At 52.4% G+C, this 15,246-nt stretch carries 9 protein-coding genes; 7 read left to right on the forward strand and 2 right to left on the reverse strand.

Annotated elements, in window-relative coordinates:
* Positions 1-275 precede the first annotated feature (275 nt).
* On the forward strand, positions 276-8,675 hold the full coding sequence (locus IJG50_02670) for an S-layer homology domain-containing protein (protein MBQ3378750.1): 8,400 nt from the start codon (positions 276-278) through the stop codon (positions 8,673-8,675).
* A 210-nt stretch (positions 8,676-8,885) separates the two neighbouring features.
* On the opposite strand, the gene IJG50_02675 is transcribed toward IJG50_02670, so the two are convergent.
* Both IJG50_02675 and IJG50_02680 read right to left on the reverse strand, forming a co-directional pair.
* Complete coding sequence (locus IJG50_02675; protein MBQ3378751.1) at positions 8,886-9,365, reverse strand: NAD(P)H-dependent oxidoreductase; 480 nt, start codon at positions 9,363-9,365, stop codon at positions 8,886-8,888.
* Between the two features lie 73 nt (positions 9,366-9,438).
* Complete coding sequence (locus tag IJG50_02680; GenBank protein ID MBQ3378752.1) at positions 9,439-9,750, reverse strand: DUF1294 domain-containing protein; 312 nt, start codon at positions 9,748-9,750, stop codon at positions 9,439-9,441.
* A 139-nt stretch (positions 9,751-9,889) separates the two neighbouring features.
* On the opposite strand from IJG50_02680, the gene IJG50_02685 reads away from it, so the two are divergent.
* The 6 genes from IJG50_02685 to IJG50_02710 all read left to right on the forward strand — a co-directional run bounded on the left by IJG50_02685 (position 9,890) and on the right by IJG50_02710 (position 15,246).
* Complete coding sequence (locus IJG50_02685) at positions 9,890-10,621, forward strand: UMP kinase (protein ID MBQ3378753.1); 732 nt, start codon at positions 9,890-9,892, stop codon at positions 10,619-10,621.
* 42 nt (positions 10,622-10,663) lie between these two features.
* Positions 10,664-11,218 carry a ribosome recycling factor gene (gene frr, locus IJG50_02690; protein MBQ3378754.1) on the forward strand — a complete coding sequence of 185 codons (555 nt, stop codon included), beginning with the start codon at positions 10,664-10,666 and terminating at the stop codon, positions 11,216-11,218.
* 27 nt (positions 11,219-11,245) lie between these two features.
* Positions 11,246-11,971, forward strand: a complete 726-nt coding sequence (locus tag IJG50_02695; protein MBQ3378755.1) for an isoprenyl transferase — start codon at positions 11,246-11,248, stop codon at positions 11,969-11,971.
* A gap of 84 nt (positions 11,972-12,055) precedes the next feature.
* Positions 12,056-12,865, forward strand: coding sequence for a phosphatidate cytidylyltransferase (locus IJG50_02700; protein MBQ3378756.1), 810 nt, complete (start codon positions 12,056-12,058; stop codon positions 12,863-12,865).
* Between the two features lie 146 nt (positions 12,866-13,011).
* Positions 13,012-14,172, forward strand: coding sequence for a 1-deoxy-D-xylulose-5-phosphate reductoisomerase (locus IJG50_02705; protein ID MBQ3378757.1), 1,161 nt, complete (start codon positions 13,012-13,014; stop codon positions 14,170-14,172).
* 6 nt (positions 14,173-14,178) lie between these two features.
* Positions 14,179-15,246, forward strand: a complete 1,068-nt coding sequence (locus tag IJG50_02710) for a site-2 protease family protein (protein ID MBQ3378758.1) — start codon at positions 14,179-14,181, stop codon at positions 15,244-15,246.

Consider the following 15,246-nt stretch of genomic DNA (forward strand, 5'->3'; position numbering starts at 1 on the left):
ATAGCAAGCATAGCAGGCAGGCGGGACGGCCTGTCCTGTTTACATATAAATATTTAAGCATTGCGCGTCGTGACGGCGGGGAGTTTCCCCGTCTCTCACGGCGCGTTTTTTGATATGCGAAAGGGAGAGGAAGGGTATTATGAAACAGTAGGTCTGATTTTTACATAAAAGCCGTTTACGCCGAACGGACAGGCTTTTATGTGATATATCGGGGGCGATTTAGATGTATTTAGGCCCCTGCAAGTCCGCATAAAAAGAAAGGGAGGAAAGCAATAATGAAACGCATCGTAAGTATTATCATTACGGTAGCAATGCTCATGTTTATGCTGCCGCTGCAGGCAATGGCGGCGGAGGATATCTGGCTGCCCGAGTCTCAGCATGACGAGACGCTGCTAAAGGACGGCATGTTCTATCTTGCCACAAATACGGCTTCGCTCGAGGAAGACGAAAGCGGAGCATATAAGCTTCGCGTCGTTAGAAGCGGCGACGGCGAAGAGGCGGCCACGGTCCGGTTGGAGATGCTGGACGTCACCGCCAACTACGGCAAGGACTATAAAGTAACGCTTTCCGGCAGCGGGCTTTTCGGCCCGGGCGTGGAAAATAAATATAACAGCCGCTCCCTGATGGATCAGATCATAGAGGAGGGCGTTGAGGAAGATTTTGAACAGGACCTCGCTGTGGCAGGCATGACCGAAGAGGAGATTGCAGAAGCCCAGCAGAAGGTAATGGAGGACTTCGCAGCCACGCTGAGCGAAGAGCTTGGCGAATATGCCGAGGAGCACCCCGACCGTTACTTGAGCGAGGCCGCTGACGAAGAGAGCGCTTCGCTTGAGGACGCCGACATGACAGATGGTTCCGACGCGAATGAGCCCGACGCGAATGAGCCCGACAAGGAAGAGCCTGATGAAGACGGCGCGTCGCTTGAGGCTGCGGACGCAGAGGCCGAGCCCGAGGTGGAAGCCACGGTACTTGAAAACCCCGTTACTGTGCGCTTAAACGACGAGGAGTATGAAACGCAGTCTTCAATGAGTCTTTCGGATGCATATGAACAGACCACGGGTCTTACGGACGACTGGAGAGCGTTAAGCAGTGACGGAAGCTCTGTTTTAGACGTCGGTTCGCTTCTGGTGGATTACAGCATGGACGCCACCGACCAAATCGTCGAGGGTCTCAACAGCGCCTATCTGGACATACCCTTTGAGGAAGGCCAGACGGAGCGCATAATTTCGATAAAAACGCTGGACAACAGCAAGGGCCAGGGCGAACTCATCTTTATGCTGCGCCTTGTCTCCCCACAGGACAATGTACGCGTAAGCAGCGATTACGGCCGCTGTATGCTGACCATTGCGGATGACGAGGATTGGGAGCTGCCCACCATAAGCTTTGCTGCCCAAAGCTTTGACGCTCAGAACGGCTTTGTCGACGTTGTGATACGCCGCGACGGTATCATTACGTCGCCGACGTCTGTACGACTGACGACTTCGGACGGCAGCGCGCAGAACGGCCGCGACTATTCTCAGGTGGACGCCGATGTGGACTTCGCCTTCGGCGTTTCCGAGCGCACCGTCCATATACCCGTGCGCAGCATCTGGCTTTATGAGCAGTCTGACTTCAACCTGACGCTCTCCGATCCCAAAAACTGCGTCTTGGGCGAGGCGGATACTGCCGTCGGCATTATTGAGAAGGACAGCGAAAGCTTTGATATGTCCTTAACAGTCTCTGAACCCGAAAAGACAGAGGAATATGCCACGCTTGAGGCCTATGCCGCCAACCGCGAGGGCGACGCCATAGATCTGTCAAAATATTATGATATATACGAGGGCGGCGACGGCAAGGTCTACATGGACGGCAGCAAGTGCTGTCTCAAGGCCGACAGCAACGGCTGGACCGACGGCCGCTACTGGACCAGAGCAGAGTGGGATCTTCGCAAGGATATCCTCCGGGACGGCAACATGTCCAAGCTCACCGGCTATAGCGCCTGCGGCATCGAATATAACGGCTTAAAGGTCACGGTCTCCAGAAACAGCGGCGGTTCTCCTCAAAGCAATCTGGAATACTGGTATGCGCCGGATACGGAAAAATGGTACAGGGATCGCACGGAGTACGAGGACTTGGGCCCGGACAACAACAGCATTGACCACAAGACATACTACTATTGGAACACAAGTACGGACGTGGATAAGCAGGGCGTCACGGAAGTCAGGGTCGAAAACAGCCATGACCTGGGCCACTGGCGCAAACAGAACACGTTGGTCATCGAGGAGATGAAGCCCATGCTTCGCCCCTTCATCGTGTCGGTAAAGATCTCCAATCCGGACGCCCTGACCTACTTAAACAACAACGGCGACTTGGTATCCTACAAGGATCACCCCATGGCCAAGACCGCCGGCGAGCTGGTGCTGGGCGGCGCCAACATCGGTGACAACACCGTTATAAAATACGTGGGCGACTATGTAGAGGTCTCCTGCGACGGCCGCTTCAGCTATATAAAGAGGCTCATACTCAGGGACGAAGACGGATACGGCTACAGCATTACGCCCACCTATCCCGTGGGTACCAAGACTGCAAGCTTCGCCCTTGACACATCGGCGCTGCATTATATGCACGGACTGGGGTTTATCACCTTTGCCAAGAACCCCGACGGCTTGTCCGGGACCGTGGGCAAGTTTACCATCGAGGTCGAAATGGGCAAGATCCCCACAAATATTACGCTTGACAACAGTGACAGCCGCGGAACCGTTGAGCAGCTGTATGGTTATGGCAGCTACAACAGCGAACAGGAGCGCCGGAGAGGAGCTATCTACCGCGGCGATTACGTCTGCTTCATGGAGGAACTCAACAGCCGGTACAAGGACTCCTTCACCGCCAGCACCATCTGGGCTGACTGGGATTATCAGGAAAACACCAACATGGCCGGCTACAGTAATAAAGGCTATCTTGCCTTTGACGAGGGTGCGACCGACTGGCGTGTGACCATGTTCAACAACTACTCCGCTATCACCGCCCGTCCGGCATTTGACGATATCGACAACCACGTTGTGGTGCGCGTATCCGATAAGGACAAGGCGCTCTTTGACGACTCCAAAGGCGTATTCACCGCCGCGACGATCCCTGGCGAAGACGGCTATACGGACTACGAGGTGATCACAAAGACGGACTTCGAGGCGCATCAGTTCTACGAGCTCATGGCGACGCCGAAGGACGCGGACTATGTGGCAGTATGGACGCCGGGCAACAGCAGCGTCTCCTACAGCCAGAACACCTATTATCATGAGGCCAGATCGGAAAAGGGCTCCAACATTATCATACTGACCGCCAAGGCGGCGGACCCGACGCTCTACGCCGTCTACGGCGACGCCTTTTACGCCGCCCTCAATCTGTCAGAAAACGTGGAGGGCGAGACCTGGATGCCCGCCGAAGGCGCCGTTATCACGGTCACTCCGGAAGCCTACGCCATCTCCGACGAGGAAGGCAGTTTCACCACCATACCCTTCAAGGGCGTATCCGGATGCCGCGTGATCATGCGGACCGAAGCCCTGGGTACGGTCAATTATAAGTACGTCATCTTGCGAAAGGGCGTACCCAAACCTGTGGGTACGGCGGACGCGAGCATCAACGCCTATCAGGTGCCGCTGGGTACTGTTATAGTGCCTGTCGTGAACCCCAACACGGTCTCCATTCAGACGGCATCCCTGTCGGACAACACCGGTGTAGCCACGACCACCGCGGCCGTATGGACCGACGGCATGGAGTCGGCAAAGCACCTGTATACCATAAGCGCTACCGTTATCAATGACGGAATTACATACAAGGACACCGACGGCGTCAGCCGCATTGAGCACGTTAAGACCGTAGAGTTCTGGGCATATGACGCAAAGGACAACACCCCGAGGGGCAAGCTTGCCGACGACTCTGCCGTACAGGTGACAGACAACAAAAACGGCACCGAGACATATTACCTCACCATGGGCTTCGATATGTCGGAGGATAATCTTCAGCGCTACCATCCCGGCGACAAGCTATACGTGCGACTTATCACGGACAGGGTAAAAGGTAACGGAATGATCACCGACGAAAACGGCAACGAGGTGGAGAGCGCCTCCCTGCAGGAGACGGTATATGCCCCGGTCTACACCGGCTACGATCTGGTGAGCGCCGCGAATTACACGCCCCCCGAGCTCAACATCGACGTGCTGGACGGCAATCTGGACGAGCTCTTCGGTACGCTGCCCATCTTCGGTAGCCTGAATACCACGCTGCGTCTGTCGAAGCTGTCGATGAGTCAGCAGAAGCTGCCCAACGGCGGAATATCCCTGTGCCTCGGCTATAGGCTGAATACGGACAACGATTATAACAGTGATTATGCCACGGATACGGGCGCGGCCGATGGTTTTAAAGCCACCGCGAAAAAGGCGTCCGAATGGGGTAAGACGCTGTGGAACGGTAAAAAGCATGTCATAGGCGTGGGCAACGCAGGACTTAACCCCTTTGTGGGCATCTATCTTGACTTCGGCGTGCCCGCACAGACGTCAAACGTTCTCGGTCTGGTATTCTGCGGCGGCGGCATGTACGTTGGCGCCGTGGGCTTCTTCAAGGTCGTTATATACTTCCCGATAGGTCCGGTTCCGGCTTATTTCGGCGTTGAGGGAGACCTGATAAGCTATGTAAACATGGGCTTCCAGGTCACTGAAAACATGCGGAGTATGGAGGATATCACCGCCGGCGGCGACTTAAAGAGCGGGCTAAATTACGATTTCAAGTTCAAAGCGGAGGTCATGGTGCGCATCTATGTAGGCGTGGGCCTGTGCGGCACACTTGGCATCCGAGGCGGCCTAAGCTACGATATGCAGTACATATACTACCCATCTGTGAAGAACATCAACCCGAATTACCACCAGCACGGCTTCATGCTGACCTTGAATCTGCAGATATGGGTCGATCTCTACTGGTTCAGCATTCCCATCCCTGCGATGCAACTTGCGCATAAGGCCTACGGCTATTACAAGGATATCGAGGAGGGAGTAAAAACTGCCGAGCTTTCCGAAGCGGAGGATACAGGGCCTGTAATGAGGCAGTCACCGACGCCTTCGGCATGGATGCCCGACGGCGGCAAGGCCAAATTAGAGGCTACGCTTAGGGAGGACAGCACCACAACGCTTCTTGAAAACAACTATCCCTACGCCGATCCGCAGATGATTGATACGGGATTCTCGCTGGTACTCGTCTTCATTACGACAGAATCCTGCTTCGGCACGAACGAAAAGGGCAGAGGCGACGAAACGACCCTCGCGTGCAGTGTATACCGGTACGTCAACGACGACCTCACCCCCGTGGAGAACCCGACATGGAGCGCGCCCGTTCGGATAGGCGACGCCGAAACCTTCAAGACCGGCGACTTCCAGCCGCATTTGGAGAACTGTTACTTTGAAGAAGGCGAAGGCGTGGCGGAAATTCTGGTAAGCTGGATCTCCCGAAAGGACAAGAAGTGGGCTGAGGATCCGAACGATCCGACGACGGAAGAGCAGCTCGAGTACCTTCGCGATATGGAGGTCTACACGGCAGCGCTCAAAGTGGGACACAGTGACGTGACCGTGCTCGACTGCCAGCGCGTAACAAACGACGACTACTACAACTCCGAGCCTCAGGCCGTTTGGGACATCTACGATAAGGATATGGAATACATGGTATTCTATCAGGCCTCCGAGCCGGGCGTGAAGGAGATCGCAGCGGACGAGTCGGTATACGCCGACTTCCCTAATGAGGACAGCCGCCAGCTTCTGGAAAACGTCTCTCCCAACCGCAACGGCGCTTTCCTAATGTACAAGACGTACGACGTCACGTCGGGCACGGTGACAAGCAAGACCCCGGCAGGCTCCTTTATGGAAACGCCGATAAACGGTCAGAACCGTCCGGTAATAACGGATCTGGTCGTGCGAGATTTTGTATATGAAAACGCAGAAGGTAATCCTGATCACTGCGTTCTGTGCGCCTATACGGTGGACAGCGACGAAAACATGTCAACGCAGTTCGACAGAGAGCTGTATCTCCAGATCTTCGACGATGACGAGGGCCGCTTCTATGCCCCGATACAGCTGACAAACGATCCCAACAAGGCGATAAGCCGCCCACAGTTCACCAGGGAGGAAAATCTTTCCTGTTATCTCTTCTGGTACGAGCAGACCGACGTCGCCACGGACGAGACCGGCAGCTTAAAGGAGAACGGCGAGATCCAGTTTATCGACCTTAGCGACCTGTTTACAAACGGCCTCATCATTAACGATGCGACAGGGACCGTCAGGGTGAAAGACAAGATCACCGTGTCGGAGATGAGGGCGCGACCTGAATACGCATCGCTGTCCGAGGAGGACAAGGCGAGTCTTACGGATTATGATTACGAGCTTCCGGTCCAGACCGTGACGATCCCGCAAACCGATGAGTTTGAGGAAGGCCCCGCTGTTGCAAGCTTCATCCCCTATATGGACAGCGAGCGGAACCTCTTTATCATATGGATCCAGGATCTGCCCTATGTGCTCGAAAATGAGGACGGCTCGACAGAGAATGTTATCGTAAGCGAGCTTTACGCATCGGCAAGGATTGCCGATCTCAGAGAGACCGGAAGCGCTTGGTCACGTCCTCAGCGGCTGACTTACGACAATAAGTTTTTTGACGAGAACACGCCGCTCATCTACGTGCCGTCCATAGAGCGCTACAAGGACACCGTCTTCGCGGCAGCCAACCGTTATGAGTATGCGCTGACAACAGAAGGCGGGGCCGAGCCCGTGGACAGCGCGGATCTGGTGGCTGTACACTTTGCATTCATCGGAAGCCTTAAGCCTGAGAAGATAAGCTATGACTGTGAATATCCCGCTGCGGGCGAAGAAGTGCAGGTGACCGTTACCATCGTAAACGACGGAATTCTGAAGTCGGACGGCGGAAGCTACGTTATCAGGGATAGGATTAACACAAAGACGGGCTCTTTCGAGTTATCAGGAACGCTTGAGAGTATGCTGCCCGACGAATCTGCGGACGTCACCTTCACCTATACCATGCCGGAGGACCTTTCGGGACTTGACAAAATCTGTTTCGAGGTGACGACGCAGGAAAAGGGCTTCCCCGACGAATCGATCAGCAAAGTTTTCGGTGACGGCGAGGATGAGGAAGCCGAAGCTATCCGTGTGGGCTGGAGTGCGGCGTTTACCGACGTGGAAACCGAGGAACGTGACGACGGCTTCTATGTGACTTATGAGCTCACTAACGCCGGCAATGTGACGATGCCCGCAGGCGCCGTGACCGTTAAGATCGGCGACTCAGCCGAAATGGATACCGTCTGGGCTGAAAAACCCCTCGATACAGCCCTTGAGCCGGACGAGAGCGCTGCCTATACGGTGAAGCTCAAGAACGTTTCGGACGATTTCTCATCCGGATTCCGGCGCGGATTTATAATGGCAGGCGACGCGGAAGGCAACGCACTTGACAACATCAACAGCTCCCGCGACATAGTCCTTACACTGGAGCATCCATACAACGTCGTTGTAAACGGCAACGAAAACCTCCCGACGTCGGGCATAACCCTCAAGGCCGGAGAGACGCTGGATCTTAAGGGCGACTATGTGGGCAAGAGCCTGTATACGAGCGCCGAGGTGAAGTTCGCAACGCTGGAGAGCGGAGTGGCTACCGTATATGAAGGTGTGCTCTACGCTATGGAGCCCGGTGAAACTACGCTTGTAGCCAAGGTAGGAGATTACGGCGGCACGACGGTCATCCCCGTTAAAGTTGCTGCCTCGAACGAAGGCGGCGGAGGCGGCGGAGGCGGAGGCGGAAGCTCCGCAAAGACCTCGCCCGTCACGATAAGTGCATCTACGGAAAACGGCGCCGTAAAGGCTGACAAAACGAACGCGGCTTCGGGCCAGACCGTAACTCTTACGCTCACGCCTAATGCAGGCTATAAGGCTGCGGGCGTAACGGTGACCGACAAAAGCGGCACGGCCATATCCGTTACTAAGAATGCGGACGGAACATACAGCTTCACGATGCCCGCAAGCGAGGTTACGGTAACGCCTACGTTTGTAAAGGCGGACGAGACCGATGAAAACGCTTGCCCGAAGGATGAAACGTGTCCGATAAGCAGATTTACCGATGCAAGCCCCGCTGCGTGGTACCACGACGGCGTACACTGGGCGCTTGACAAGGGTATAATGAACGGCGTCGGAGACGCTTTCGCTCCCGACGGCGATACCACGAGAGCGATGGCAGTCACGATGCTGTGGCGCATGGAAGGAAGCCCCGAGGCTGAGAGCGATGTGACGTTTGCCGATGTGGACAGCGACGCGTGGTATGCAGACGCGGTAAGCTGGGCCGCAGAGAACGGCGTCGTAAACGGCACGAGCGAAACGACATTTTCGCCCGACGATCCCGTGACGCGCGAGCAGCTTGCGGCGATACTCTACCGCTGCGCGAATGCGAAGGGCGAAGGCTTTACGGGAGCGTGGGCATTTAGGCTCGACTATCCCGACGTTTCGGAAGTATCCGAATACGCATACGAGCCTCTGTGCTGGATGACGATGCACGGCATAATGCAGGGCATGGCAGACGGCACGCTTTCACCCGCGAGCCGTGCGACACGTGCGCAGATAGCCACGATGTTCATGCGCTTTGACGCGGAGATGGCAGAGTAACAAATTATAAAAAAACACATAAAGCATAAAATGGCGCGAACAGCTCTTACGGCTGTCCGCGCCATATTTAACATAAGCCTCGGATCTTATAAATTTAAAGTCGCGTTTGGGTTTTACACCCGTTTGTAATGCTTTATCACTAAGAGGTGGATTTGAATCGGCACAGGGGAAGTTACGATGTTTTCCCTGCACTTTTATACGCCGCTTTTTTTACACGCCCAGCGAGCGCACCCACTTTTCAAGCTCTTTGGCCGACGTTCCTCCTCTGAATACTTTGCCTTCCTTCAATACCGCGCCCCTGCAGCTCGGCGCAAGTCCTTCGTTCGTTTTACCCATGCCGCTGCCGCCGGAGGTGGCGAACGGCACTATCGTTTTGCCCGTAAGGTCGAAGCATTCAAGATAAGTGTTGATTATCGTGGGCGCAACGTACCACCAAATGGGAAATCCTATAAATATCGTGTCATACTCCTCAACAGAGGGCGGAGCCTCGTTCATTTTCGGGCGGAAGCTTCTGTTCTTCATTTCTAAAGTGCTGCGCGAGTTTTTGTCCATCCAATTAAGATCGGCCCTTGTATAGGGGACCTCGGGCTTTATCTCGTAAATGTCCGCGCCTATGGTATTTTTCAGGGTCCGGGCAAGACGCGCGGTGACTCCGCTTGCGGAAAAATATGCGACTAATGCCTTTTTCATAAAAAAGTCCTCCTTAATTTAAATATATAAAACCTGAATTTGATCATACTATAATAAGTATCGGGCGTGAGCGTTATTTCAACATGCCGGGATAAAGAAAGAGCACTGCTCCCGCTATAAAAAGCCACACGACCAAAAATATCGGAACAAGTATCTTAAAGCTTAAATGTTTGCTCTTGTGGCGTATGAGAAAAACGCCGATAAACGCGCCGAGGCTCCCGCCTATCGCGTTTAATATGAGAAGCGTGCTTTCGGGTATGCGAAGCTTTACGTTTCCCGTTTTGCTTGCAAGCTTATCATATATCATAAGTATAAGCGTCAGTATGTTTACGGCTCCGAGATAGTAAAATATGGCGGGATAAAGGAAAAGAATAAGCGTTTTCAAGGTAAAAGACCTCCTTCGTATGATAATGTTATATCATTATCCTAAAAATAAATCAAATTTGATTGCAAAAACACTTATATTAAGGTAAAATGTATGCATAGACAAGTACGAACCATACACAGCGGAGGTCGAAACAGCAATGACAACGCATGAAAACAGAAAGGCCAAATATACGCGGGTGCTTTTAAAGGTCAGCGGCGAAGCATTGGCGGGAGCGCAGAAAACGGGCCTGAACCCGGATGTGCTGGGAGCAATATCGGAAAAGATAAAGCAGCTTACGGAAATGGGCGTGGAGCTTGGCATAGTAGTAGGCGGCGGCAACTTCTGGCGCGGCACGAGAAGCGGCAAGGGTATGGACAGAACGCGCGCCGACCATATAGGTATGCTTGCGACCGTTATGAATTCGCTTGCGCTCTGCGACGCGCTTGAGCAGCGCGGCGTTACTACGCGCGTACAGACGGCGATCGAGATGAAGTCCATTGCCGAACCGTATATAAGAGGCAGGGCAATACGCCATCTTCAGAAGGGCAGGGTAGTCATATTCGGCTGCGGCACGGGCAATCCCTACTTTTCAACGGATACGGCTGCCGCATTGAGAGCCGCAGAGATCGACGCGCAGATAATACTGCTTGCAAAAAACGTTGACGCAGTATATTCGGCCGATCCCAACAAGGACAAGACGGCGGTCAAATACGATAAGCTGTCGTATATCGATGTTTTGAACAGAGGTCTTGAGGTTATGGATTCCACCGCGACCTCGCTCTGCATGGACAACAACATACCGATACACGTGTTCGGCGTAGCAGACCCACAAAACATAATACGCGCCGTATGCGGCGAGTCTATAGGTACGCTTGTTGCCAATATGTGACAAACAAAAAGTAAATACCGAAAGTATAAAGGAGGAATCGTTGTGAAGGACCAGCTTAAAACCACGGAAGAAAAAATGAAGAAAACAATAGCGTCTTTGGTAAGCGAATACGGCACTATACGCGCAGGAAGCGCGAACGCCTCTCTTCTTAGCAAAATAAGCGTTGAATATTACGGTCAGCCTACTCCGCTGAGGGATATTGCTACTATAACTACGCCGGACCCGCGCACGCTTTACATCGCGCCCTTTGACCCCAAGGCGTTAAAGGGTATAGAAAAGGCTATACTTGCGTCCGATCTCGGCATAAATCCGCAAAGCGACGGCAAGGGCCTGCGCCTTGCAATACCGCCTCTCACAGAGGAGCGCCGTATCGAGCTTTCAAAGCAGGTGTCGAAGAAAGCGGAGGAGGCCAAGGTGGCTATCCGTTCCATACGCCGCGACACGATAGAAAAGTTCAAGAAGATGAAGAAAAAGAGCGAGATAACAGAGGATGATCTAAAGGACGGCGAGAAGGACGCTCAGGATATACACGATAAGTATATAAAAGAGATAGACAAGATCTGCGCAGCCAAAGAGAAGGAAATAAAAGAAGTTTAAATCAAAAAAATAAAAAGGATAAACGCTATGGATTTAAAAATAGGCCCCGACAATCCCGCAATGCCTAAGCATATAGGCATAATAATGGACGGCAACGGACGATGGGCAAAAAAAAGAGGTCTGCCGCGCAGCGCGGGACATAAGGAAGGCGCGAAGACGTTCAAAAAGATATCGGAATACTGCCAGCAGATAGGCATAAAATATTTAACGGTCTACGCGTTCTCTACAGAGAACTGGAAGCGGCCCGAGGAAGAAATAGAAGGAATTTTTGCGCTTCTTCATATATACATATGGAACGAGCGCGCGCGCCTTATCCGCGATCGCGCAGCGCTTAAATTCATCGGCGATATGAGCCGATTCTCGCCCGCGATAATGAAGGATATAAATATGATAGAGCGCGACACCGGCATGTTTGACGACCTGCACATAAACGTCGCAATAAATTACGGCGGCAGGGAGGATATCGTACACGCGGCGAAAGCAATGGCAAGAAAGCTGCGCGACGGCGAGATAACCGAGGACGACATAACGGAAGAGTCGTTCGGGCGCGAGCTTTACACGGGCGGTATGCCCGACCCCGACCTTATCATAAGGCCGAGCGGGGAGTTAAGACTTTCAAACTTCCTTCTCTATCAGAGCGCGTATTCGGAGTTTTGGTTCTCCGATATAATGTGGCCCGATTTTTCTCCGGCCGATCTCGACCGCGCGCTCATAGATTATATGCAGCGCAACAGAAGATTCGGCGGCATTTAAAGCGCGCCGCAAAAAAAATAAAGGCGGCCTTTTTGCATGTTTTTGTTACTTTAGGCCGTTCGTATGCCCGTTTGGGAGGGGTTTATGGGGAAAAGGTTGATTTCAGCTGCCGTGGGTCTGGCGATATTGCTCGTAGTGCTGTTTTCCAACAATCTTTATTTGATGGAAGGATGCATGATAGTTATTTCGCTGGTCGCTATGTATGAGCTTTACCGCGCAATAGGCATAATTAAATATAAGGCGCTCGTTGTCGTTGGAGCAGTATGCGCGATAGTCATTATGTTCTTTCAATTCGCGGGCATCAGTTCGTTCTTCGGGCTGATACTTCTCACTGTGACGGCTCTCTTTTTGATAACGATAATCGGCGGAGGAGAAAAGGTAAAATTCGAGCACATCGCCATGGTATTCATGATAGCGATTTTCGTTCCGGTATTCTTTTCTCAGGTGGTCAAGGTAAGAATGCTGGAAAACGGCAAGTATCTTATATACCTTGTGTTCTTTGCGGCTTTTATTACCGATTCATGCGCTTTCTTCGTCGGTCGCTTTTTCGGACGCCATAAGTTCGCGCCGAGAGTAAGCCCGAAAAAGACGATAGAGGGCGCTGTCGGCGGCCTCGCGGGCTGTGTAATAAGCTTTCTTATTTTCGGGCTTGTTATGGAGCGCGTGTTCGGTTTTACGGCAAACTACGCCCTGCTTGCGCTGTTCGGCGCAGTGGGAGCGGTGATAGCCGAAATAGGCGACCTTGCGGCTTCGGTAATAAAACGTCAGTACGGCATAAAGGATTACGGCGACATAATGCCCGGACACGGAGGAGTATTGGACAGATTCGACAGCGTATTGTTTACTGCGCCGCTTATGAGTCTGCTATTACATAATTTTACGGTGCTTATGTGACAAAAGTGCGCGGACGGTGAAAAGTCAAACCGTCCGCTATAATTTTTTGGAAGAATTTAATATTATTTAATATAATTTGATATAACTATGAATAATATCGTCGTTTTTGGCAACAATATAATGTTATACTCTTAAGGCGGTGGCGTATGAGTAAAAAACGAATAATAATTCTGGGACTTTCCGGCTCGATAGGCCGTCAGGCGCTCGACGTTATCGACGGCGCCGACGATTTTGAGATAGTAGGAGCCGCAGTAAATAAAAGCACGGATTTTTTGGAGGCACAGGCGAAAGAGAGAAATATCCCGCTCGTCTGCACGGGCCAAAAAGACGCCGCAAAAGATCTTGGGGAGCGCATGGGCGGCGCGCATAAAGTATACGCCGGCGTAAACGGCATGTGCGATATGATAAAGGATGCGGCGCCCGATATAGTTTTAAACGCATTGGGCGGAATGGTGGGGCTTATGCCCACGCTGGCAGCAATAGAGTCGGGATGCGACGTGGCGCTTGCCAATAAGGAGACGCTTGTAGCCGGCGGCGAGCTGGTTATGAAAAGAGCGAAAAAGCGAGGCGTACAAATACTGCCGATAGATTCGGAGCACAGCGCCATATGGCAGTCGCTTCGCGCGGGACAAAAGGGAGAGCTTTCACGCGTTATACTTACTGCTTCCGGCGGCCCGTTTCGTGAATATACGAAGGAGCAGATGGAAAATGTAACGGTAGCCGATGCATTAAAGCACCCAAACTGGAGCATGGGACCTAAGATAACCATAGACTCGGCAACTATGATGAACAAGGGACTTGAATTTATCGAGGCCATGCATCTGTTTTCTTTGTCGCCCGATGAAATAGAGATAGTGATACATCCCGAGAGCATCGTGCATTCGGCGGCGGAGTTTTGCGACGGCGCCGTGATCGCCGAGCTGGGAACGCCCGATATGCGTCTTCCCATAGCGTATGCGATAAATTATGAGCGGCGCGCATCTCTGCCGGTAAAGAGGCTAAACCTTTTCGACGCGGGCAGGCTTACGTTTTACAAGCCTGATCTCGAACGCTTCCCCTGCCTTAGGCTTGCAAAAGAGAGCGCCGAAAAGCTGGGCACATCCACGGTAGTTTTAAACGGCGCGAACGAAGCGGCGGTCGGGCTGTTTTTGGATAATAAAATAGGATTCTCTGATATAGCAAGGCTTGTGGACGATGCGCTTTCTGTGCACGAATACATAAAAAAGCCTTCGCTCGAAGAAATACTTGCCGCAGACAAAGCGGCCAGAGACCGAGTTGTAAGAGCAGCCCAAAATCTCAAGAGGTGATCAAAAATAGGCGTAATAATAACGATACTCGTTTTTTCATTTCTTATAACGTTCCATGAATTCGGCCACTTTATCACGGCTAAGCTTTCGGGCATAACCGTTGAGGAGTTTTCCGTAGGAATGGGCCCTGCGTTCTTCAAGCGCACATATAAAGGCACGCAGTATTCGCTGCGCGTATTTCCCATAGGCGGATTTTGCAAGATGGAGGGCGAGGAAGAAGCGGCAGACACCGACGGTTCGTTTTCAAAAAAGCCGCTCTATACGCGCTTTGTCGTAGTTGTTGCCGGCTCCGTAATGAACTTCATCGCCGGATTTCTTATCTTTGCCATAATGGTCGCGTCCTCCGGCGTTATAGGTACAACGGTCGTTTCAAGCTTCCGCGAAGGGCTTGACTATTATCCGACGCAGCAGGCCGGTCTTATGGAGGGCGACAGGATAGTTAAGCTAAACTCGACCGTGACGCATATATCCGACGACATAGTATATTATCTTACTAGCCGCGGCGACGAGCCGATAGACATAACGCTTGAAAGAAACGGAGAAACGATAGTTCTTGAAGGCGTGACATTCCCATATGAAACGTATGATAAATCACAGATAACGGGAAGCCCGAAAGACGAGGGCAAGCCCTATCATCTTGTATATACCGATTTTTACGTAACGACGGAAAAGGCAACGTTTATCGGCACAATAAAAACGGCGTTCTACAAATCGCTTGCCACTGCGAAGCTTATATGGGTGACCTTAGGCGATCTGGTGCGGGGAAAGGTGGGAATGACCGAGCTTTCCGGCCCGATAGGCGTGGGAAGCGCCATATCCTCGGCGATAAAAGTAAGCTGGGAGAGTTTTTGGCGGCTGGTTGCATTTATAACGATAAATCTGGCCGTGGTAAATCTGCTTCCGCTGCCCGCGCTTGACGGAGGACGCATCGTATTTATGATATACGAGCTTATTTCGCGCCGTCCCGTGCCGCCCGAGAAGGAGAACCTTGTGCATTTCGTGGGACTCGTGGCGTTTGTCGTGCTGGCGATATTCATTGCATATCAGGATATATTAAAGCTTTTGCCTTCGTAA

This window comes from Clostridia bacterium (genome assembly GCA_017405765.1).
Lineage (GTDB): Bacteria > Bacillota > Clostridia > Oscillospirales > RGIG577 > RGIG577.